General features: G+C 67.7%; 17 protein-coding genes and 1 tRNA gene. 9 read left to right on the forward strand and 9 right to left on the reverse strand.

The window, feature by feature from the left end; genetic code table 11:
• Positions 1 to 89 precede the first annotated feature (89 nt).
• Genes KZX46_RS18765 through KZX46_RS18775 form a run of 3 tightly spaced genes read right to left on the reverse strand, consistent with a single transcriptional unit; the run spans position 90 to position 3,463 of the window.
• Complete coding sequence (locus KZX46_RS18765) at positions 90 to 1,442, reverse strand: FAD/NAD(P)-binding protein (protein ID WP_219775234.1); 1,353 nt, start codon at positions 1,440 to 1,442, stop codon at positions 90 to 92.
• A 57-nt stretch (positions 1,443 to 1,499) separates the two neighbouring features.
• Positions 1,500 to 2,552 carry an LLM class flavin-dependent oxidoreductase gene (locus KZX46_RS18770; RefSeq protein WP_219775235.1) on the reverse strand — a complete coding sequence of 351 codons (1,053 nt, stop codon included), beginning with the start codon at positions 2,550 to 2,552 and terminating at the stop codon, positions 1,500 to 1,502.
• Positions 2,549 to 3,463, reverse strand: a complete 915-nt coding sequence (locus tag KZX46_RS18775; RefSeq protein WP_219775236.1) for an aldo/keto reductase family oxidoreductase — start codon at positions 3,461 to 3,463, stop codon at positions 2,549 to 2,551. The genes KZX46_RS18770 and KZX46_RS18775 overlap by 4 nt, the downstream gene beginning before the upstream one ends.
• A 29-nt stretch (positions 3,464 to 3,492) precedes the next feature.
• Between KZX46_RS18775 and KZX46_RS18780 the strand changes: the two genes are divergently transcribed.
• A complete protein-coding gene (locus KZX46_RS18780; RefSeq protein WP_219775237.1) occupies positions 3,493 to 4,572 on the forward strand; it encodes a Gfo/Idh/MocA family protein in 1,080 nt (359 codons plus the stop codon).
• A gap of 253 nt (positions 4,573 to 4,825) precedes the next feature.
• On the forward strand, positions 4,826 to 7,210 hold the full coding sequence (locus tag KZX46_RS18785; RefSeq protein ID WP_219775238.1) for a TonB-dependent receptor: 2,385 nt from the start codon (positions 4,826 to 4,828) through the stop codon (positions 7,208 to 7,210).
• Positions 7,211 to 7,350: 140 nt separating this feature from the next.
• On the opposite strand, the gene KZX46_RS18790 is transcribed toward KZX46_RS18785, so the two are convergent.
• Positions 7,351 to 8,553 (reverse strand): MFS transporter, encoded by a 1,203-nt coding sequence (locus tag KZX46_RS18790; protein WP_219777098.1) that lies wholly within the window; start codon positions 8,551 to 8,553, stop codon positions 7,351 to 7,353.
• Positions 8,554 to 8,802: 249 nt separating this feature from the next.
• On the opposite strand from KZX46_RS18790, the gene KZX46_RS18795 reads away from it, so the two are divergent.
• From KZX46_RS18795 to KZX46_RS18810, 4 genes are read left to right on the forward strand one after another with little or no spacing between them, the layout of a single operon-like run.
• The gene (locus KZX46_RS18795; RefSeq protein ID WP_219775239.1) at positions 8,803 to 11,100 is read left to right on the forward strand and encodes a PAS domain-containing protein; all 2,298 of its coding nucleotides are present in this window, start codon (positions 8,803 to 8,805) and stop codon (positions 11,098 to 11,100) included.
• A gap of 57 nt (positions 11,101 to 11,157) precedes the next feature.
• Complete coding sequence (locus tag KZX46_RS18800; protein WP_219775240.1) at positions 11,158 to 12,183, forward strand: PHB depolymerase family esterase; 1,026 nt, start codon at positions 11,158 to 11,160, stop codon at positions 12,181 to 12,183.
• 38 nt (positions 12,184 to 12,221) lie between these two features.
• The gene (locus tag KZX46_RS18805; protein WP_219775241.1) at positions 12,222 to 13,751 is read left to right on the forward strand and encodes a class I adenylate-forming enzyme family protein; all 1,530 of its coding nucleotides are present in this window, start codon (positions 12,222 to 12,224) and stop codon (positions 13,749 to 13,751) included.
• The gene (locus KZX46_RS18810) at positions 13,744 to 14,265 is read left to right on the forward strand and encodes a GNAT family N-acetyltransferase (protein WP_219775242.1); all 522 of its coding nucleotides are present in this window, start codon (positions 13,744 to 13,746) and stop codon (positions 14,263 to 14,265) included. The genes KZX46_RS18805 and KZX46_RS18810 overlap by 8 nt, the downstream gene beginning before the upstream one ends.
• A 184-nt stretch (positions 14,266 to 14,449) precedes the next feature.
• Here the strand turns inward: KZX46_RS18810 and KZX46_RS18815 are convergent, their stop codons facing one another.
• Positions 14,450 to 15,511, reverse strand: coding sequence for a glycosyltransferase family 1 protein (locus KZX46_RS18815; protein WP_219775243.1), 1,062 nt, complete (start codon positions 15,509 to 15,511; stop codon positions 14,450 to 14,452).
• A gap of 192 nt (positions 15,512 to 15,703) precedes the next feature.
• Between KZX46_RS18815 and KZX46_RS18820 the strand changes: the two genes are divergently transcribed.
• Positions 15,704 to 15,973, forward strand: coding sequence for a BrnT family toxin (locus tag KZX46_RS18820; RefSeq protein ID WP_226896060.1), 270 nt, complete (start codon positions 15,704 to 15,706; stop codon positions 15,971 to 15,973).
• Positions 15,966 to 16,196 carry a BrnA antitoxin family protein gene (locus KZX46_RS18825; protein ID WP_219775245.1) on the forward strand — a complete coding sequence of 77 codons (231 nt, stop codon included), beginning with the start codon at positions 15,966 to 15,968 and terminating at the stop codon, positions 16,194 to 16,196. Before KZX46_RS18820 ends, KZX46_RS18825 begins: the two co-directional genes overlap by 8 nt.
• A 105-nt stretch (positions 16,197 to 16,301) precedes the next feature.
• Here KZX46_RS18825 and KZX46_RS18830 read toward each other — a convergent pair whose 3' ends face one another.
• Entirely contained in the window at positions 16,302 to 17,204 is a 903-nt protein-coding gene (locus tag KZX46_RS18830; RefSeq protein WP_219775246.1) for a UDP-2,3-diacylglucosamine diphosphatase, read from the reverse strand.
• Between the two features lie 146 nt (positions 17,205 to 17,350).
• Here KZX46_RS18830 and KZX46_RS18835 point away from each other — a divergent pair, with 146 nt between their 5' ends.
• Positions 17,351 to 18,040 (forward strand): pirin family protein, encoded by a 690-nt coding sequence (locus KZX46_RS18835; RefSeq protein ID WP_219775247.1) that lies wholly within the window; start codon positions 17,351 to 17,353, stop codon positions 18,038 to 18,040.
• 37 nt (positions 18,041 to 18,077) lie between these two features.
• On the opposite strand, the gene KZX46_RS18840 is transcribed toward KZX46_RS18835, so the two are convergent.
• The 3 genes from KZX46_RS18840 to KZX46_RS18850 form a co-directional block, all read right to left on the reverse strand.
• Positions 18,078 to 19,694 carry a diguanylate cyclase gene (locus tag KZX46_RS18840; protein ID WP_219775248.1) on the reverse strand — a complete coding sequence of 539 codons (1,617 nt, stop codon included), beginning with the start codon at positions 19,692 to 19,694 and terminating at the stop codon, positions 18,078 to 18,080.
• A gap of 92 nt (positions 19,695 to 19,786) precedes the next feature.
• A tRNA-Pro gene (locus KZX46_RS18845) sits at positions 19,787 to 19,863 on the reverse strand.
• Positions 19,864 to 19,878: 15 nt separating this feature from the next.
• Positions 19,879 to 21,198, reverse strand: a complete 1,320-nt coding sequence (locus tag KZX46_RS18850) for an FAD-dependent oxidoreductase (protein ID WP_219775249.1) — start codon at positions 21,196 to 21,198, stop codon at positions 19,879 to 19,881.
• Positions 21,199 to 21,260: the final 62 nt, after the last annotated feature.

A 21,260-nucleotide genomic window follows, 5' to 3' on the forward strand; every position in this document is an offset into this window, starting at 1 on the left:
GTGGAGCGGGCTCGCAGATCGAACCCGCTCCACCGCCCCTCCACCATCGCGAAGGGCGATGGTCCCCCTCCCCGAAGCCGGGGAGGATTTTAGAGCCCCTCGCCGCCCACCCAGTGCGCCTGCGCGAGCCGCCGCGCCACCGTCCAAACCTGCGTGCGGATGTCGGGGACCGCGACGATCTCCCAAAACGCGCCGCGCGTCATCGGGCCGAGGCCGAACAGCCGCGGATGCGCCTCGCCGTTCGCGCCGATCAGCCGCGACTGCGAGTCGACGTCGAGTCCGAGCCGGGCGGGATCGGCGCGGGCGTGCCCGGCCTCGATCAGCGACCGCAGCACCGGCTCGGACGACCGCGCGAGGTCGCCCTGCGGCCCGGTGCAATTGACGATTCGGCGGACATGCAATGTGGTTTCGGCGTCGGCCCCGCGCGGGCGGTAGGTGACCGCGACGCCGGTGCCCTCGGGGACGTACGCCGACGGCTTGCCGCCGACGATGCTCAGCTGCCCGCGCGCGACCATCGCGTCGATCTTGGCGGCGACAGCGGGGGCGAGGCGGTGGCGGTGGACGTCCCACCACGGGCGCAGGTGGCGGAGGAAGCGCGCGCGTTCGTCTCCGTTCGCCGACAGCCACAGGCCCTGCGTAAACGGACGCAGTTCGTCAACCGCCGCGCGCCAGCCGATGTCGCCGGCGCGCTCGCGGATTTCGGCAAGGAGCGCCGAGGCGACCGTCGTCGGCTTCTCGTTACGATCCCCCGCCGGCCCCGGCGGAACGTGCGGGCGCGGCAGCAATCCGCGCCGCGACAGCGCGACGATCTTGCCTCGGAATCCTGCCGCATCGAGCGACAGCGCGACGTCTACCATCGTCAGCCCGGTGCCGATCAGCATCACCGTGTCGTCGGCGGTCAGCCCGTCGACCGTCGCCGGGTCCCACGGGTCGGGGGCGTAGATGTCGCCCGGCAACGCGTCGGGATCGAGTCCCGGGGGCGCGTGCGGCGGAAGGTTGCCGACCGCGACGACGAGCGCGTCGACCGGGAGGCTCCGCCCGTCGGCGAGCCCGACGATTACCCCGTCGTCCGATACCGTCGCCGAGATGGCCTCGTCTCGAACCAGCACAAGCCGGTCGCCAGCGCGCGCCGACGAGCGTTCAAGGAGTTCGCCGAGATATTCGCCGTACTGCTGGCGCTGGACGAAGCTGCCGCCGTCGCCGAGCCCGCGCGCGGTGCACCATTCGGCGAAATGCGCGGGTCGGTCGCTGAGCGCGCTCATGTTGCCGGCGCGGACGTTGAGCAGGTGCGACGGGTGCGGCGCGGAGTAAGCAGTCCCGCGCCCGAACACCGGGCGCCGCTCGATCAGCGTCGCCTGCGGCCCGGCGTGGCGGAGGATGTTGATCGCGAGGAGCGAGCCGGAGAAGCCCGCGCCGACGATCGCGACCGATTTGTAGATCATAGCCGTCCCTCTCCCCTTGAGGGAGAGGGGAGAAGGAGCGCCGTGCTGCTTGGAGAATCAGAGCGGCCCATGCGTCATCCTCGGCAGCACATGCCGCGCAAACAGATCCGCCTCCGCCGCGTGCGGATAGCCCGACAGGATGAACGCCTCGATCCCCATCGCCTCATACGCCTGCAGTTTCGCGAGCACCTGATCGGGATCGCCGACGATGGCAGCGCCGCAGCCCGAGCGCGCGCGGCCGATCCCGGTCCAGAGATTATCCTCGGCATAGCCCTCGTTGCCGGCGCTCGCGCGGAGTTCCGCCTGGCGGCGGACGCCCTCCGAATGCGAGTCGAGCGACTTGGCGCGGATCGCGTCGCCGGTCGCGGCGTCGAGCTTCGACAGCAGGCGGGAGGCGGCATCGCGCGCTTCGGCCTCGGTGTCGCGGACGACGACGTGGACGCGGTAGCCGAACTTGAGCGTGCGGCCGTGGTTCGCAGCGCGAGCGCGCATGTCGTCGAGAATCGCCTGCACGGCAGGCATCGTGTCGGGCCACATCAGATAGACGTCGGCTTGGCGGGCGGCGGCTTCGCGCGCGTCGGGCGACAGGCCCCCGAAATACAGCAAAGGACACTTGCCGCTGAGCGTCGTCGCGGCGGGAGGATCGAGCTTGAGCTGCCAATGCTCGCCCTGATGATCGAGCGGCTGGCCGTTGAGCAGAGTCTTGAGAATGCTCATCAATTCGACCGTACGGGCGTAGCGCGGCGCGCTCGCCAGCGTCTCACCGGGCATGTCGGAACTGATGATATTCACCGTCAACCGTCCGCCAAGCATCCGGTCGAGCGTCGCGATCTGCCGCGCGAGTTGCGGCGGCCACGTCTCCCCGACCCGCACCGCGAGGAGCAGGCGTATCCGTCGCGTCAGCACCGCGATCCCGGCGGCGAAGGCGGTCGCGTCGATCCCGAGCGCATAACCCGACGGCAGCAGGACGTTGTCGAATCCGCCCGTCTCCGCGCCGAGGACGATGTCGCGGCAATGCTCCCAGCTCGACTTCAGCTTGGCGTCCGGCACCCCGAGGAATTCATAATCGTCGTCGCACAATGCCGAGAACCAGCTGACTTCGCAGCTCATGGCAGGCGCTCGCCGAGGCTCGCTTCGAGGATCGAATACCATTCGGCGCGCTCGAAGCGCACCTTGTACGCGTCCGCCGCCTCGACGATCCGCGCCGGGTTCTGGCTGCCGACGATCGGAATCGGCTTGGCCGGGTGCGCCATGATCCATGCATAGGCGACCGCAGCGCGGCTCACGTTGTATTTATCGGCATGCGTGTCGAGCGCGGCTCGGGTTGCAGTTACCCGGTCGTCGGCGGCATCGTTGCTCGCCAGCCGCCCCTTGCCTAGCGGCGACCAAGCCAACACTGCCATCCCGTATTTCATCGCCCGGTCGATCCGTCCATCGAACAGCGGCGCGAGACTAAGTGGCGAGAACTCATCCTGGGTCGAGGCCAGCGGAATATTCAGATATGATTTGAGGACTGCCGTCTGCGATGGGGTATGGTTCGAAACCCCGACGCTGACGATCTTGCCCTGTAGCACCAGCTCCTCGAGCGTCGCTGCTGTCTCAGCCGGATGCGCGAGCAGGTCGGGGCGGTGGATTTGCCAAAGGTCGATGCGTTCGGTTCGCAGCCGCTTGAGCGAGGCGTCGACCGCCTCGATGATGTAGGCGGGCGACGAATCGTACGGCACGCCCAGCCGGATCCCGCCCTTCGACGCCAGCACCATCTTATCGCGCAGCGCCGGAGCTTCGGTGAAGACGCGCCCGAGTAGATCCTCCGCAGCGCCAAATCGCTCGGCGTTGTCGGGGCCGTAGATGTCGGCGGTGTCGAACAGCGTGATCCCCGCCTCGAACGCCGCCTCGACCCGGACCCGCGCGGCAGCGACGTCGTCGCCGGAAAACCGCCACATGCCCCATGCGAGGGGCGAGACGAGCATCCCGGACTTGCCCAGAAGGCGCGGTTCGGACGAAAGGATGATTTCGGTCATCACCGGCTTTTGGCACAGGGACGCGACGAATGGGAGACACGATCCGCTGGGGTATCGTCGGCGCGGGGATGATGGCGATCGAGCATATCGCCAACCTCAAGCTGACACCCGGAAGCAGCATCGTCGCGCTGGTCGATCCGGTGGCGACGTCGATCGAGCGGGCGCAGGCGGCGATCGGGGCGGACGTCACGGTCTATGCCGATCCGGCGGCGCTCGCGGCGAGCGGAACGGTCGACGCGGTGCTGATCGCGTCGCCGAACTTCACGCATCACGAAGTCCTCGGGCCGCTGCTCGATGCGCGCCTCAACATCCTGTGTGAAAAACCGCTGGCGACGACGCTCGACGATGCCCGCGACATCGCCGCGCGGGTGGCGGGGTACGACAAGGTGTTCTGGACCGGCATGGAATATCGCTACATGCCGCCCGCCGCCGAGTTCATCGCGCAGGTCCATCGCGGGCGCGTCGGGCATTTGAAGATGCTGTCGATCCGCGAGCATCGCTTCCCGTTCCTCGTCAAGGTCGGCGACTGGAACCGCTTCAACCGCAACACCGGCGGGACGATGGTCGAGAAATGCTGCCACTTCTTCGACCTGATGCGCGTCATCGTCGAAAGCGAGCCGGTCCGCGTGTTCTGTTCGGGCGCGGCGGGGGTCAACCACCGCGACGAGACATACGGCGGCGAGGTCCCCGACATCATCGACAACAGCTTCACCACGGTCGACTTCGCCAACGGCGTCCGCGCGATGCTCGACCTCAGCATGTTTGCCGATGGCGCGGAGAACCAGGAGGAGATCGTCGCGGTCGGCGACGCCGCGCGGCTCGACTGCCTGATTCCGGCGGGCGAGATCGTCTACTCCCCCCGCGTCGGATTTATGAACCCCAAGCGCGTCGAGCGCAGCCACGTCGCGGTCGACCCGGCGGCGCTCAGCGCGGGCCAGCACCACGGCGCGACCTTCTACCAGCACCAGGCCTTTGCCGCTGCGGTCCGAGGGGACGGGCCGGTCGCGGTGACTGCCGACGACGGGCTGCGGGCGGTGGCGATCGGGATCGCGGCGGAGATCAGCGCGCGCGAGCATCGCGTGGTCGAGATGGGGGAGTTGGGGCTTTAGCTCCCACGCGCGTCACCCCGGCGCAGGCCGTGGCCCATGGCCGTGCAAGCGCCGGATTTCGTGTTGCGGGGTGAGGTGGGCCCCGGCCTGCGCCGGGGTGACGGTTGGAACCGGACCACCGTGGCACAAAAGTTACATATCCGGTCCGAAGACACGCTTTACCGCCACAGCGAATTGCTTTCGCGACCCGGGGCGACCAAAGCGGCAACGCAATCAGGCGGCAAACCGCCGGTTATTTCGGGGAGGATATTGAATGTCGCTGCGCTCGTTGATGCTGGCTGGGACTATACTGGCGGTGGCGCTGCCGTTCGCGGCGACTGCACAGCAGGCCGCGACCCCTGCCCCGGCAGTCGACACCACGGCGGCGGTGGCTGCCGCCGCCGACGACATCGGCGCGGACATCATCGTCACCGCGCAAAAGCGCCCCGAGCGCTTGCAGGACGTGCCGGTGGCAGTGTCGGTGATCAACGGCGCGGCGCTCGCGGCGACCGGCAAGGTCAACCTAGAGGGTGCGCAATATCTCGTGCCGTCGCTCAACTTCCTCAAGTCGGGGACGACGCTCAACCAGTCGCTGTTCCTTCGCGGCGTCGGCACCGCGACCTTCTCGATCGCGGGCGAGCCGTCGGTGTCGACCGTCCTCGACGGCGTCGTCCTCAGCCGTGCCGGCGAGGCGTTCAGCGACCTCGTCGATGTCGAGCGGATCGAAGTCCTGCGCGGGCCTCAGGGCACGCTGTTCGGCAAGAACGCAAGCGCGGGCGTGATCAACATCGTCTCGGTCAAGCCCGGCGACGTCCTTGGCGGCTATGTCGAGGCGAGCTATTTCAGCGCCGCCGAATACCGCCTGCGCGCCGCGGTCGACGTGCCGTTCTCGTCGACCGTTCGCGCCCGGGTCAACGGGTTCTACGACGACTATAAGGGCAACATCTTCAACGTCGCGCCGACGGTGAACCGCAAGGTCAACGGCTTCGAGCATTACGGCGTCCGCGCGATCGTCGAGGGCGACGCGACCGAAACCCTCAAGCTGACTGCGATCGGCGACTATCACCGCAACAACGACGACTGCTGCGCCGAGGTCATCGCCACGCCGCCCTTGAACGCCGCCGGGCAGGTCATCGCCAACCCGACGACCGCGGTGCTGCCGGCCCCGCTCGGCGTCAACAGCCGCACGATCGACCAGAACCTCGTCACCCGGACGAAGGAGACCGGCTACGGCTTCTCGCTCCAGGGCGACCTTAACCTCGGCGATTTCGTCGTCACGTCGATCACCGCGTATCGCAACTACAAGAACGAGGAGATCCGCGACGGCGATTTCCTGCCCGCGGCGTATATCGGCTTCAACCAACTCCACGACGACGGGCCGCAGACCGGGGACACGTTCAGCCAGGAATTCCGCCTGACGTCGCCCGCCGACAAGCCGCTGACCTATGTCCTCGGGGCCTATTATTCGAACGCCAAGTCGGAGCGGATCTTCACCCGCACCGACCAGGTCTGCGGCGCACTCGTCGCTCCCGCGCCGACGGTGCTGACGCCATGCACGAGCCCGCTCGCCGCGCCGTCGACTTTCCCGACCGGGACCGCCGACTTCGGCTCGAAGTTCGAGAACCTCGCGCTGTTCGGCCAGGGGACGTACCGCCTGCTCGACAACCTCCGGCTGATCGGCGGGCTGCGCTACACCCACGACAAGCTCGACGTCTTCGAGACGCGCGTCACAACGCTCGCCGGACCGGGGATCAACCCGAGCTTCGATGCGGGGGTGTTCGCCGGCGGCGCACCGAACGGCGTCCCGTTCCGCACCGGCACGTCGAAGGACAATGTCTCGGGAAAGGCCGGCGTGCAGTACGACATCAGCCACGGCTCGACGGCGTACGCGACCTACGCGCGCGGCTACAAGGGCCCGGCGTATAACGTATTCTACAACCTGACGACGACCGGGACCAACGTGATCGAGGCCGAGACGTCGAACGCGTATGAGATCGGGCTGAAGAACACGCTGCTCGGCGGCAAGCTGACGGTCAACCTCGCCGGCTACCTCGCCAAGTATCACAACTTCCAGGCGAACAACCCCGACCTCGCGGGCGGCGTCGTCGTCACGCGCTTCACCAATGCGGGCGATGTCTCGACCCGCGGCGGCGAGCTCGATTTGCTGTATCGCCCGGTCCGCGACCTCAGCGTCACCGGCGGCCTCGCCTACACCGACGCGCACGTCGACAAGTTCAAGATCCCCGCCGTCGCCCCCGGAGCCGCCGCCCCGGCGGTCATCGCGCCGGGCACCCCGCTCGGCTTCGCGCCGAAGTGGAAGGGCAGCCTCGGCGCCGACTATCGTATCCGCACCGACAGTCTGCCGGTCGACTTCTTCGTCGGCGCGCAGGGGTCCTTCCAGTCGAGCGAGCTCGCATTGTTCGCCGCCGACGCGGTTCAGCGCCGGCTGGGAACGATCGGGGCGTATGGCTTGGTCAACCTCCAGGCCGGGATCACCGACCACGCCGACAAGTATAAGCTGACGTTCCAGGTGCGGAACCTGTTCGACAAGGCGTTCGCCGCGGCGATCACCAACGGCGGGCCGGGCGGGTCGTACCGGTACCAGATTCCGCGCGATGCGGACCGCTATTACGGGGTGACCGGCCGGGTGAACTTCTAGGCGCGGCGCGGCGTCGACCAGCGAGGCGAACGTCCTTCACGTTCGGTAGCTGGTCGACGACTCGTGCAAGCCCGGACGGCGGCGGCTACGACCGCAGTCGAACTCGTCCGACGACAGCGCGGGCTTTGCCCGCGCCGTTCTTACGCGTGCGCCACCCGGATCACCGGCAACAGCACATGCACCCACAACGTCGCCGCCAGATACGCCCCCGCGCAGATCGCGAACATCGGCCAATACCCTTGTCCCGCTCCCAGCGACCACCCGGTCAGCTCGAGCATCGCGCTTCCCGACAAATTTCCCGCGACCGCGCCAAGCGCAATTACCGTCCCCACCCGCGCGGTCGGCACCACATCCGATGCCAACCCGAAGATGTTGGTCGAAAATCCCTGGTGCGCGAACAGCGCGAGGCCGATCGCCAGCGCCGCGCCCCACGGGCTGCTGCTCCACAGTGCAAGCGGCATCGGCAGGATCAGCAGCGCAAAGCACAGCATCGACCGCTTGCGCGCGGCGTCGATGCTCAACCCCCGGTCGAGCAGCCGGGGGAACAGCAAACCCGACGACAGCGCCCCTGCCGCCGCCATCGCGTAGATCAGCACTATCGGCAGCCCAAGCTTACCTTGGCTCATGCCGAAGACGCGGTGGAAGAAGTCGGGCATCCAGAACAGCACGAACCACCAGACGCAGTCGGTCGGCGCCTTCGCCCCGACGATCGCCCACGTCCGCCGGTCGCGCAGCATCTCGCTCCAATTGACCCGCGGGCGCACCGCCGGGACCGCGTCGACGGGGACCAGCCGCCGCGTGCCGATGATCCACGCGATTAGCCACGCGAAGCCGAGCGCACCGGTCATGATGAACGCCGCGCGCCAGCCGAACGCGAGCGCGAGCGGCGGAATCAGCAGCGGGGTCAGGATCGCCCCGATGTTCGGCGCGATATTGCCGATGCCGAGCGCGAGCGATCGCTGCTTGAGCGGGAGATACACCGCCGCCGCCTTGACCGCCGCCGGCGTACCGATCGATTCCGCCGCCGCGAGCACGACACGGGCGACGACGAATTGCTGGACCGACGACGCGAAGGCGTGCGCCATCCCGGCAAGGCTCCATAATGCGACGCCGATGCCGAGCGCGCGCCGCACCCCGACGCGGTCGACGAACGGCCCGACGAACAGCAATGCCGCCGCCGCCGCGATCTGGAAGGTCGAGCCGAGGTGGGCGTATTGCTGGTCGCTCCAGTGGAACTCCGCCTCGAGCGTCGGCTTGAGCAGCGCCAGCACCTGCCGGTCGACGTAATTGAGCGTGATCGCGACGAACAAAAGCGCGATAAGCGTGCGGCGGCGCGCCTGCATTGCTGCGGCCTCGGGCTGCACGGCAGCGTCGTCGGTCGACACGGCGTCGTGCATCGTCTCTCCCCTCGCGTTGACGTCGACCCTGGCGGCAGCGGCGCGGCGGGTCAATCGGTGGCGCCCGAACTCCTTGTAAAACCACGTCGACCGGATGCATCGCTACGCAGCTGTTAAAATGTCGGAACCGGGCTGATCATTGCGCGTTTTTGAAATATTCGTGCCACATTCGCGGACATGAGGGCGTTTCGGCGGATGAGACCTGATTTTGGCGGCACCGATGACTCAACCCTTGCCAGCGATTTCAGAGCGTTGTTCGGCAGCGCCGACGTCGGGATGGTGCGGTTCACGACCGACACGCATCGGATTATCGCCGCCAATGCCAAATTCTGCACGATCGTCGGTTATGCACCGGGGACGCTGACGGGGGTCACCACGGACTCGCTGATCGATCCGACCGACACGGTCACGAGCAGCATGTTTCACGCCGAGCGCATCGAAGACTGCTCGCCCAACCACGAGGGGCGACTGCTGGCGAAGGACGGGCGGATCGTCTGGGTACGCGTCGCATCGGCATGCGTCCCCGACCACGACGGCGTCGTCCGCCGTTCGATTGCGTTGATTCGCGACCTGACCGGCACGCGCGCCGCTGCCGTTACCGCGCATGACGACCGCGAGCGGAACCGGCTGGCGATGGAAGCGGCGAACGCCGGCGCGTGGGAACTGCGCCTCGCCAACCGGCGGCTGATCTGGTCGCGCGAGATGTTTGGGCTCTACGATCTGCCGGCCGACACACCGACGCCGACGTATGATGAATGGCGCGCACGAGTTCATCCCGATGACTTGGCGGCCGCCGAACCGTCGCCGGCAACGGTTGGCGTCGCGACATATTCGACCGACTTCCGGGTCCGCGTCGAGGGCGGCTGGCGCTGGCTCGGCGCGCGGGCACGCCTCATCCGCGATGCTGCAGGCGCCCCCGAGCGCGTCGTCGGAATCAACTTCGACCTCACCGAGTCCCGCGTTGCTGCCGAGGCGATGAGTGCCGCCGTCGCGCGGTTCAGCGCTGCGGTCGATGCGATGGCGGGCGTCCTGTGGACCAACTCGCCCGAAGGCGAGATGATCGGCGAGCAACGCGGGTGGAGCGCGCTGACCGGCCAGGCCCCCGACGAGTATCGCGGCTATGGCTGGGCCGCCGCGATCCATCCGGACGACGCCGCGGCGACGGTCGATGCGTGGAACGTCGCGGTCACCGCACGCGCGCCGTTCGTCTTCGAACACCGGGTCCGCGTCGCCGACGGCAGTTACCGCTGGTTCAAGGTACGCGCGCTGCCGGTTATTGCCGACGGCACAGTTCGCGAGTGGGTCGGCGTTCACACCGATATCGACGACGCACGCACCGCCGGCGAAGCGCTCAAGGCGAACGTCGCCGAAGCCGTCACGGCGCGTGAGCGCGCGCTGGCCCAGCTGCATGAGGCCCAGAAGCTCGAGACGATCGGTCAGCTCACCGGCGGCGTCGCGCACGATTTCAACAACCTGCTGACCCCGATCATCGGCAGCCTCGACCTGCTCTCGCGGCGGACCCCCGAACCCCGCGCGGCAAAGCTGATCGACGGCGCGCTGACCGCCGCCGAACGCGCGAAGACACTGGTGCACCGGCTCCTCGCTTTCTCGCGCCGTCAGGTCCTGACATCGCGGTCGGTCGACATCGTCGCGCTGATCGACGGCGTTCGCGACCTGCTCGCGCGCTCGCTCGGCCCCGATATCGAGATCGCGATCACCGCCGGCGACGACAGCTTTGCCGAAGTCGACCCGGCGCAGCTCGAACTGGCGATCCTCAACCTCGCGATCAATGGCCGCGATGCGATGAACGGCGTGGGCACGCTGACGATCGCGGTTGCGCCGATGCGCCACGCCGACGCCGACTATATCCGCATCACCGTCGCCGATACCGGCAGCGGCATGGATGAACCGACACGGCGCCGCGCGATCGAGCCATTCTTCACCACCAAGGCGGTGGGTCGCGGCACTGGGCTTGGCCTGTCGATGGTGCACGGGCTCGCCGCACAATCGGGGGGTTGGCTAGAACTCGATAGCGCGCCGGGCGAAGGGACGCGCGCGCATCTGTGGCTGCCGGCAGCGCGCGCGGCCGACGGCGAACCCGCGGCCGACGAGGGTGGCAAGGAGCGCGGCACCGGGCAGCGCATCCTCCTCGTCGACGACGAGCCGCTGGTGCGGTCGGTCACTGCGGCGATGCTCGTCGACCTCGGCTATGAGGTCGTCGAAGCCGACGCCGCCGCCGAGGCGCTGCATCTGGTTCGAAACAGCATTTCTCTGGTCATCACCGATTATCTGATGCCGGGGATGAACGGCGCGGCGCTGGCTGCGGCGTTGCGGCTCGAACGCCCGGGGCTGCCGGTGCTGATCATCACCGGATTTGCCGAGGGCGACACGCTGGACCCAACGATGCCGCGCCTGGCAAAGCCGTTTCACCAATCCGATCTTGCTGCTGCCGTCGCGGCGACAATGGGAAAAGATGCTTTCGCACGCGCCTGAAGCGAGACTTATGAAGGCTTCGCGTGTTATGTTGCATTGCAGCATAACGAGGTTTCGATGCCCCGACCCAATCCCGCGCGACGCCGCGCGTCTTCGCCCGAGCCGGTCAACATCGCCCTGACCGAGTTTACGGGATCGTTCGACAACCCCGGCGCTTTGCGGATGTTGAGCTTCGTCCCTGCCGGGCTGCCGGACACTGCACCGCTGGTTGTCGTCCTCCACGGCTGCACCCAGACCGCTGCGGGCTATGACGCCGGGAGCGGCTGGTCGACGCTTGCCGAGCGCCACGGCTTCGCGCTGCTCTTTCCCGAACAGACGCGGGCGAACAATCCAAACACTTGTTTTAATTGGTTCGAGTCGTCGGATATCCGGCGGGGCAGCGGTGAGGCGGCGTCGATCGCCAATGCCGTCGCAGCGATGGTCGCGCACCACCGGCTCGATTCAGCGCGGGTCTTTGTCACCGGCCTGTCGGCGGGCGGGGCGATGGCGAGCGTGATGCTGGCAACCTACCCCGATGTCTTTGCCGGTGGTGCGGTGATCGCCGGGCTGCCGTTCGGTGCGGCGCATGGCGTTCCCGAAGCGATGCAGGCGATGGCCCGCCCGACCGAAACGTCGCCCCGGCTGTTGGGCAATCGGGTCCGCGCCGCGTCAACGTTTACCGGGCCTTGGCCGATCGTCTCGGTGTGGCACGGTGACGTCGACCGCACCGTCAGCGTCAGGAATGGCGACGCGGTCGCCCTCCAGTGGGCGGATGTCCATGGCGCAACCCGCGACGGCGATGTCTGGCGCAATGCTGCAGGGGTCGCGGTGGTCGAGATGGTGACGGTCGACGGCATGGGGCATGGCACCCCGATCGACGGGCTCGATGGCAGCGCCGCCGCGCCATTCATGCTCGACGTCGGGATCGGCTCGAGCGCCCGGATCGCGGCATTCTGGGGCTTGGCGGCAGCAGCTGCGCCACGCGCACACGCCCCGCACAAGGCCGAACCCCGGCCGCAACCGGCCAACCCGCACAGGCACCCCAAGTTCGATGTGACCGGCCTGATCCATGACACGCTGCGCTCGGCGGGATTGATGAAATAGGCGGAGCAAGCGCCCGAAATCCGCGCTACGAAAGCGGCATGACCTCCGCCGCCACACCCGCCTTCCCGGCCACCGCCCTCGACCAGCCATTCGGCCACCTCGCCGACCTGATCGCCGCCCACGCCGCCGCCGCGCCCGACCGCGTCGCGATCGTCGATGGCGAGCGGCGGCTGACCTACCACGCCCTCGACGCCGCGATGGACCGCGTCGCCGCGAGCCTCCAGCGCGACGGCATCGGCCCCGGCGGGTCGATCGCGATCGCTGCGGGCACGAGCGCCGATTATGTCGTGCTGTTCATGGGGGCGTTGCGCGCCGGGGTCGCAGTCGCCCCGCTCGCGCCGTCGTCGACGCCCGACGCGCTGGTGACGATGATGACCGACAGCGGAGCGGCGCGGATCTTCCTCGACGCCGACAACGCCGCCGCGATCGGCGACCGCCGCCTCCCCGCCCCGGTCACCCGCTTCGCCGATTTCGCCGCGTGGCTTTCGGCGGACAATCCCGCCCCGGTCGACGTCACGCCCGACATGCCGTTCAACATCATCTACTCGAGCGGGACGACTGGAGCGCCCAAGGGCATCGTCCAAAGCCACGCGATGCGCTGGGCGCACGTCGGGCGCGGGACGATGCTCGGCTATGCGGCGGACACCGTCACGCTCGTCTCGACCCCGCTCTATTCGAATACCACCCTCGTCAGCGTCATCCCGACACTGGCCAACGGCGGCGCACTGGTGCTGATGGCGAAGTTCGACGCCCGCCGCGCGCTCGAATTGTCTGTCGGCCACGGCGTCACCCACGCAATGCTCGTGCCGGTCCAATACCGCCGGATCATGGAGCTGCCCGACTTCGATGCGTTCGACCTGTCGCGCTACCAGATGAAGTTCGCCACCAGCGCCCCCTTCGCGGCGGCGCTCAAGGCCGACGTCCTCGCGCGCTGGCCGGGCGGCCTCGTCGAATATTTCGGCATGACCGAGGGCGGCGGCAGCTGCATCCTCATCGCGCATCTCTATCCCGACAAGCTCCACACCGTCGGCCAGCCCGCGCCCGGGCACGACATTCGCCTGATCGACGACGCTGGCGTCGAGGTGCCCCCCGGCACCACCGGCGAGATCGTCGGCCATTCGCCCGCGATGATGACCGGCTACCACGGCCAGCCCGGCAAGACCGCCGACGCGCGCTGGACCAGTCCCGACGGCAAGGTCTTCATCCGCACCGGCGACGTCGGGCGCTTCGATGACGAGGGGTTCCTGACGCTGCTCGACCGCAAGAAGGACATGATCATCTCGGGCGGGTTCAACATCTACCCGTCCGACCTCGAAGCCGTCCTCGCGCAGGCACCCGGAGTCGTCGAGGGCGCGGTTGTCGGCGTCCCATCCGACGCCTGGGGCGAGACCCCGGTCGGCTTCGTCGTGATGCGCGACGGCGCCGACCCCGAAGGTGCGCGGGCGTGGACCAACGAGCGGCTCGGCAAGACCCAACGGCTTGCGGCGATCGTCGCGCTCGACGCCCTGCCGCGCAGCGCGATCGGCAAGGTGCTCAAGCGCGAGTTGCGGGACGGCTGGCGTGGTTGACGTGCCCGTCCTCGAGACCGCGCGGCTGCGGCTGCGCGGGCACCGCGCGAGCGACCTCGACGCCGCGGCGGCGAAGTGGGCCGACCCCGTCGTCACGCGCTTCACCGGCGGCCGCCCGTTCACCCGCGAGGAAAGCTGGGCGCGGCTGCTCCGCTACACCGGGCACTGGGACTGGTTCGGCTATGGCTTCTGGGCGGTCGAGGACCGCGACGACGGCAATTATCTCGGCGAGCTCGGCTTCGCCAATTTCGAGCGCGCAATCGCCCCGCCGATCGAAGTCCCCGAAATGGGCTGGTCGTTCATCGCTGCCGCGCACGGTCGCGGGCTGGCGAGCGAGGGCATTCGCGCCGCGCTGGCGTGGGGCGATGGCCACGGTTTTGCGAAGACCGCATGCATCATCGACCGCGAGAACGTCGCATCGATCCGCGTCGCCCGCCGCTGCGGGTTCGTGGAGGCGGGGGCTGTGCGGTACAAGGGGAGCATCACGATGAAGTACGAGCGAGCGGCGGGGTAAACTCTTAATCGGGCGGGCATCCTCTAAATCTTCCCCCTCCTTAGGGGGAGGGGGACGGTCGCCCTTGCGATGGTGGAGGGGGTCTTCCGCAACGAAAATTTGGCGTGGACCGCGCCCTCCACCACGCCCCAAGAAGGGCGCGGTCCCCCCCGCAACCGCGAGGGAGGATTTAGAAAGCTCACCCTCACACCGGCGTCAGATCGATTGGCCCCTCGATATCCGCCAGCCCCGCGAGGAACTGATCGACGCACACCTCCCAGCGAAAGTTCGCGGCATACGCCGCACAATCCGCCCGGTTCGTCATCAGCGCTGCCGCGATCGCCGTCGCCAGATCATCATCGACCGCCCCGACCCGCGCGTCGAACCCCGGCACCACCCCGCTCCCCTCCGCGCCGATGACATCGAGCGGCCCCGCGATCGGGAACCCCGCGACCGGCACCCCGCTCGCCAGCGCCTCGATCATCACCAACCCGAATGTATCGGTCAGGCTCGGAAACACGAACACATCGGCCCCCGCATAAGCAGCAGCGAGCGCGGCCCCCTGGAGACTGCCGAGGAACACCACGTCCTTGTACCGCGCGCGCATCGCCGCGAGCGCGGGGCCGTCGCCGACGACGACCTTGGTTCCCGCGACTTTCGCATCGAGGAACGAGGCGATGTTCTTCTCGACTGCGACCCGCCCGACGCTGAGCATGATCGGGTGCGCGAGCCCGGCATAGGCTGCGGGCGGCGGCACCCCGGGATTAAACTGCGCGAGGTCGACGCCGCGCGACCACAGCCGCGTCGCAGCGAGACCGTGGCCGTGCAATTCCTCCGCCAGCCGCGGCGTCGCGACGAGGATGTGCCGTGCCGCGCCGTGAAACCGCACCAGCCAGCGCCACAGCCACGCCGGCGACAAGCCGGTCCGCGCCGCGACATAGTCGGGGAAGCGTGTGTGGAACGACGTCGTGAACGGCACCCCGCGCTTGAGGCACCAATTCCGCGCGAGCCAGCCAAGCGGCCCCTCGGTCGCGATATGGACCGCCTCGGGATGAAACTCTGCAATCATCACCCCCACCCGCCGCGGCGTCGTCAGCGCCAGCCGGATCTCGGGATACGTCGGGCACGGCACCGAGAAAAACCGGTCGGGCGTGATCGTCTGGATGACATGCCCGCGCGCCTGCAACTGCGCGACGGTCGTCGTCAGTGTGCGGACGACCCCGTTGACCTGCGGGGTCCACGCGTCGGAGACGACGGTCAGGCGCATGGGAGGGTCGTGGCGCGGGTCAACGGATCGGCTTCCTTGTGATCGAGCCGCCCACCCCTACCCGACCGAACACCGTGTAGAACAGCGGCACCGCACTCTCTGGCGGCGGCGACGTTACGCCGTCGGGCGGATTTCAAGGTCCGCTATCCGTCCAGCCTTGCGCAGCATATTTTTTGGGTGCACATAAAACAGGTGAAAATAGAGTTCGATCCGGCCAAGGACGACGTCAACCGGGTCAAGCACGGGGTTTCCTTGCACGCTGCAGTCAGCTTCGATTGGGACACCGCACTCGAGCGCGAAGACGACCGGTTCAACTACGAAGAAGTCCGTTTTGTCGCGATCGGGATGATCGATACACGGCTTTTCGTGATGGTCTTCACGGAGGGCTCCGATGACGACGCGGTGCGGGTCATCAGCCTGCGCCCGGCAGAGAAGCATGAAACGAGGTTCTATCATGGATAAGTTTGATTCAAAGATTCACGATGACAATCCACCGATGGATGCGGCTTTTCTGGCGGGAATGAAGCCTTCCCGCCGCGGGCGCCCTAAATTGGATACCCCCAAGGTCGAGGTAAAAATCCGGCTTGATGCGAATACCGTGGAGTATCTACGTGGCAGTGGTCCGGGATGGCAGACGCGCGTCAATGCGGTGTTGGGTCAACTCGTGGCGAACGGCCAGATTTGACGACAGACCGTACGTCGCGTGATGGCACGGTACGACCAAATTCTCGCTTTGCATGGCCGCCGAATATTTGTGGCAGTTGGAGGAAGCTTGCGAAGCTTTGTCGCCCTAAACCAGCTCCAACTCCGGCTCGCTCGCCTCTGCCCCCACACGGCGCGCCGCGGTCCGTTTCGCCCAGTCGATGATCTCCATTCGGCCGTCGGTGTGTTCGACGAGCGCGGTGCAGCTTTCGACCCAGTCGCCATCGTTGAAATAGGTGACGCCGCCGAACTGGCGGATCTCGGCCGAGTGGATGTGACCGCAGACGACGCCGTCGACGCCGCGCTCGATGGCGGCGTGGGCGACCGCCTCCTCGAAGCGCGAGATGAACGAGACGGCGTTCTTGACTTTCTTCTTCACGTGCGCCGACAGCGACCAGTACGGCAGGCCGAAGCGGCGGCGGACGATGTTGAAGCCGACGTTCAACTTGAGCAGCGCGGCGTAGGCATAGTCGCCGAGGAACGCGAGCCACTTGGCATACAGCACGACGCCGTCGAACTCGTCGCCGTGGAGGACGAGCAGCCGCCGTCCGTCGGCGGTGGTGTGGATGGCCTCCGACACGACCTCGACCCCGCCGAAGCTCAGCCCCGTGTAGTCGCGCAGCACCTCGTCGTGGTTACCGGGGACATAGACGACGCGGACGCCCTTGTTCGCCAGCTTGAGGACGCGGCGGACGATGTCGTTGTGGCGCGGCGGCCAGTACCAACCGCGCTTCAGCCGCCAGCCGTCGATGATGTCGCCGACGAGATACAGCGTCTCGGGCTGGATCGACTTGAGGAAATCGAGCAGCAGATCACCGTTGCACCCCGACGTGCCGAGATGCGTGTCGGAAATCCAGACGGTGCGGAACTTGAGCTTGCGCTTGGGGTGGCCGTCGTCGTCGTCGGCGGTCCATGTGCGCGACGTCGCCGACGTCACTTCCGCCGGGACTGCGACGCCCGCCGCGAAGGCTCTGAGTGGAAGGGTCACCATCGGGCCAGCATCCGCCTGCCAATACTGATCACCCACTACATTTAGTCTGTTACCGTTTGGCGACACACCGATTGCGGCCACGTCTCCGGCGTCCCATATCGCACCGGCAAGCGTGCGACCGTCGTCGCGCGACCGGAGACGCCCCCATGATCAAAGTCCGTAAATCCGCCGAGCGCGGCCATTCGAACATCGGCTGGCTCGACGCCCGCTTCAGCTTCAGCTTCGCCGATTACTACGACCCCGCGCACATGGGCTTCGGGCCGCTGCGCGTGATCAACGAGGACCATATCGCCGGCGGCGCCGGCTTCGGCGAGCACGGCCATGCCGACATGGAAATCGTCTCGTACATCGTCTCGGGGGCGATGGCGCACAAGGATTCGATGGGCAACGCGACGATCATCCGCCCCGGCGAAATCCAGCGGATGACCGCCGGGACCGGCATTCGCCACGCCGAGATGAACCCGAGCCGGACCGAGGCGATCCACTCGTTCCAGATCTGGATCCTCCCCGAGCGCCGCGGCCTGACGCCGGGCTATGAGCAGGTGACGATCGCCGCGCCGCGCCCCGGAGGACTCGACCTGATCGCGTCGCGCCAGCGCCACGACAATGCGGTGGTGATCCACCAGGACGTCGACCTGTACCGCGCAACCCCGGGCGAGGGCGCGCCGATCATTCTGCCCGTCGCCGCCGGACGCCGCGTCTGGGTCCAGACGGTGCGCGGCGACGCGACGATCAACGGCGTCGGCCTGAGCGCGGGCGACGCAGCCGCGATTACCGGTGAGACCGCGCTGGCGATCGCGGGCGACGGCGAGCTGCTCGTGTTCGACATGGCGTAAACGCGCGCGAGCCGGGGCGAGAGCAGCGCCCCGGCCGTCAGGCTCGTATCCTGATGCAATCGCGCCCGGCGTTCTTGGCTTCGTACAGCGCTTCATCAGCGAGGCTCAGGGCGTCGCTCAGCTCGGATATAGGCGGACTGACATGGGCGATTCCAAAGCTTGCGGTGACCGAAACATAGCCGCGGATCGTCGAGACCGTGCACGCGCTGACCAAGGTTCGCAGACGGTCGACGATCTGTATCGCCGCAGCCATGTCGCCGCCGGCGAGCAGCAGCGCGAACTCCTCGCCGCCCATCCGTCCGAGAAGGTCGCCGCCCCGAATTTCCGCGGCACAGGCGCTGGCGACCTTCGCAAGCACCAGGTCGCCGGCCGCATGGCCGTAGAGATCGTTGACCCGTTTGAAATGGTCGAGGTCCATCATCACGATGGTGAGCATCTCGCCGTCGCGCCGGGCCCGCTCGAAATCACGTTCGGCACACCGGCCGAAACCGCGACGGTTGAGCGTCTCCGTCAGAAGATCGGTCTCCGACAGCGCCTCGAGCTGCGCGACAAGCTGCGTCCGCTCGGTGATATCGCGGAGGTTCACGACGATCCCGGAAATCGGCGGGGTGTCGAGCAGGTTGGTCGCGACGACCTCGAAAACGCGGCGGTCACCCGATTTCTGAAAAAGCAGTAGCTCCGAAGTGGCCGGGCCGTCGCGGCGCTCGAACACCCGGCCGAGGAAGCGCTGCGCCGCATCGCGACTATCGACGGGAACGAAGTCGGTCAAATGGCGGCCGATGATCTCGTCGGTGGCATAGCCGAGCACCGACAATGCGCTCGAACTTTCGTACACAAACCGCCCATTGCTATCGAGAACGCCGATGACGTCGGAGGCGTTTTCGATCAGCAGGCGGTACCGCGTCTCGCTCTCCTTGAGCGCTTCGACCTCGTGAATCGTCAGCGCGGCAAGCTTGCGATCGAAGAATGCGGTCACCAGCGCGAGCAGCAGCAGGAACGTCGCGGCACCCGAGACGATGAAGGCGACGACCGCGCGCGGGATGACCGGGCCGGCAACGGCAGCAGGTTGATGCGTGACGACGAACTCCGCCGCCGCCATCCCGGTATAGTGCATGCCGGAAATCGCCGCGCCCATGACCACGGCAGCGACGAGCCGCTGGAAACTCCCGCGTGCACGAAAGGCGAGCCACAGCGCCAGGGTTGCGGCAGCGATGGCGATGCCGATCGACGCGGCGACGAGCCGCTCGTCGTAGCGAACCAAGACCCCCGGGATCTTCATCGCCGCCATGCCGGTATAATGCATCGTCGCGACGCCACAGCCGACGAACAGTCCACTACAGGCGAGCGCGACCCGGTTCCCGGGGAAGCGTGCGACGACATGGAGGCCAATGCCGCTTACGACGATCGGGAGCAGAAATGAAACGAGGGTGAGGTTGACGCCGTAGACCGCCGGCAGGTCCATCGCCAGCATGCCGACGAAGTGCATCGCCCACGTGCCGCCCCCAAGCGCGGTGGCGGCGGCGAATATCCACCAGCGCCGGGCGGACGCTTCGGCGGTGGCGATGCGGCCCGCGAGGTTCAGTGCCGTAAACGAGCCGAAAACCGCAACGGATATCGACAGCGCCACCAGCGTCGCACTGGACCCATTCTCCATATTCATCGTGCGATTGTACGTTATGAGCCATAACGACGGCTTAACAATCGCCAAAAAAGGCGAGAGGAATAAGCAATAGATCGTTAAATTCATGGTCGGGGCGAGAGGATTCGAACCTCCGGCCTCTGCCTCCCGAAGGCAGCGCTCTACCGGGCTGAGCTACGCCCCGACGCAAGGCGCGAGGCTATAGCGGGGTGGTTCCGCCAGCGCAACCGCCGTCTGCGGCGGCGAGCAACGCGGCGCGCGTAACGTGCTTGTCGCGCGGCGCGGGGTGGGTCGCGGCGGCGATCTCGGCGGCGTCGATCGCCTGCCAGCCGGCGAAGGTCACCGGGCGGATCGCGCGCGCAGCAAGCAACGCGTCGAGGCCCCCGCCCCCGGCACGGCTGCCGGGGCTGATCTCGGTCGCGATTTCCTCGGCGACCTCGCCGCCGTCGGGGCGGTTGGTGCCGATCGTTCCGCTTGGCCCGCGTCGCGCCCAGCCGGTGACGTACAGCCCCGGCGCGATGTGCCCGTTATCGTTGACGAAGCGACCGCGCGCGGTGTCGAACGGCACGCCGGGAATCTCGGCGGTGCGGTAGCCGATGCAGCCGACGATCAGCCCGCAGTCGATCGACCGCATCGTCCCGGTGCCGACCGCGACATCGCCGTCGAGCCGGGTCGCCTCGACGATCAGCCGCAACGCGTCGCCGTGCCGCTCGATCGCGACCGGGCGGGTGAGAAAGTCGAAGTCGATCGCGATCGGCTTGCCCGCCCACGGTGCTGCGGCGAAGCTCCGCAAGTGCCCGACGACTTTCCGCAAGCCCGGGTCAAGCGCGGCATCGCCTGCGGCATCGGGCAGGTCGGCGGCGTCGACCTTCGGCTGGGCGCGTTCGAGCAGGCCGAGTTCGCCCATCTCCTTCGGGGTGAAGCTCGCCTGATACGGCCCGCGCCGTCCGATGAGGTGAATGTCGCGGACCGCGCTCGCGGCGAGGGCGGTGCGGGCATGGCGGGCGATGTCCGACGCAGCGAGCTCGGTAGAGGTCTTCGCGAGCAGCCGGGCGACGTCGATCGCGACGTTGCCGTTGCCGATGACGCACGCCCCCGCTTGCCCGAGCGGGACGTCGAGATCGGCGAAATCGGGGTGCCCGTTGTACCAGCCGACGAACGCCGCCGAGCCGAGGACGCCGGGCAAATCCTCGCCCGGTATCCCGAGCGGGCGGTCACGCGGTGCCCCCGTGGCGAGGACGACCGCGTCGTACAGCCCGGTCAGTTCGCCGATCGAAACGCCGTCCTCTCCGATCTCGACATTGCCGACGAAGCGGACGCCCCCGGCAAGGACCGCCTGATACCGCCGGTCGACCGCCTTGATCGACTGGTGGTCGGGCGCAACCCCGGCGCGGATCAGCCCGTACGGCGTCGGCAGCCGGTCGATGATGTCGATCGCGACCGTCCCGAGCCGCTTTGCCAGTGCCTCGGCGGTGTAGAAACCCGCCGGCCCAGCTCCGACGATGGCGACGTGCAACATCGGCGTGTCTCCCCTGAGCAGCATGTGGCGGCGCGGCGGTTTCTTTGGCAAGCCCCCTCTGC

Source organism: Polymorphobacter sp. PAMC 29334 (genome assembly GCF_019431245.1).
GTDB lineage: Bacteria > Pseudomonadota > Alphaproteobacteria > Sphingomonadales > Sphingomonadaceae > Polymorphobacter_B > Polymorphobacter_B megasporae.

Excerpts from the sequence above, each read along its gene's own strand:
- KZX46_RS18775 (WP_219775236.1), bottom strand. The coding sequence starts at position 3,463 with ATGACCGAAATCATCCTTTCGTCCGAACCGCGCCTTCTGGGCAAGTCC.
- KZX46_RS18770 (WP_219775235.1), bottom strand. The coding sequence starts at position 2,552 with ATGAGCTGCGAAGTCAGCTGGTTCTCGGCATTGTGCGACGACGATTAT.
- KZX46_RS18790 (WP_219777098.1), bottom strand. The coding sequence starts at position 8,553 with ATGCAGGCGCGCCGCCGCACGCTTATCGCGCTTTTGTTCGTCGCGATC.
- KZX46_RS18785 (WP_219775238.1), top strand. The coding sequence starts at position 4,826 with ATGTCGCTGCGCTCGTTGATGCTGGCTGGGACTATACTGGCGGTGGCG.
- KZX46_RS18850 (WP_219775249.1), bottom strand. The coding sequence starts at position 21,198 with ATGTTGCACGTCGCCATCGTCGGAGCTGGGCCGGCGGGTTTCTACACC.
- KZX46_RS18835 (WP_219775247.1), top strand. The coding sequence starts at position 17,351 with ATGATCAAAGTCCGTAAATCCGCCGAGCGCGGCCATTCGAACATCGGC.
- KZX46_RS18825 (WP_219775245.1), top strand. The coding sequence starts at position 15,966 with ATGGATAAGTTTGATTCAAAGATTCACGATGACAATCCACCGATGGAT.
- KZX46_RS18830 (WP_219775246.1), bottom strand. The coding sequence starts at position 17,204 with ATGGTGACCCTTCCACTCAGAGCCTTCGCGGCGGGCGTCGCAGTCCCG.
- KZX46_RS18795 (WP_219775239.1), top strand. The coding sequence starts at position 8,803 with ATGAGACCTGATTTTGGCGGCACCGATGACTCAACCCTTGCCAGCGAT.
- KZX46_RS18765 (WP_219775234.1), bottom strand. The coding sequence starts at position 1,442 with ATGATCTACAAATCGGTCGCGATCGTCGGCGCGGGCTTCTCCGGCTCG.
- KZX46_RS18780 (WP_219775237.1), top strand. The coding sequence starts at position 3,493 with ATGGGAGACACGATCCGCTGGGGTATCGTCGGCGCGGGGATGATGGCG.
- KZX46_RS18815 (WP_219775243.1), bottom strand. The coding sequence starts at position 15,511 with ATGCGCCTGACCGTCGTCTCCGACGCGTGGACCCCGCAGGTCAACGGG.
- KZX46_RS18800 (WP_219775240.1), top strand. The coding sequence starts at position 11,158 with ATGCCCCGACCCAATCCCGCGCGACGCCGCGCGTCTTCGCCCGAGCCG.
- KZX46_RS18805 (WP_219775241.1), top strand. The coding sequence starts at position 12,222 with ATGACCTCCGCCGCCACACCCGCCTTCCCGGCCACCGCCCTCGACCAG.
- KZX46_RS18840 (WP_219775248.1), bottom strand. The coding sequence starts at position 19,694 with ATGGAGAATGGGTCCAGTGCGACGCTGGTGGCGCTGTCGATATCCGTT.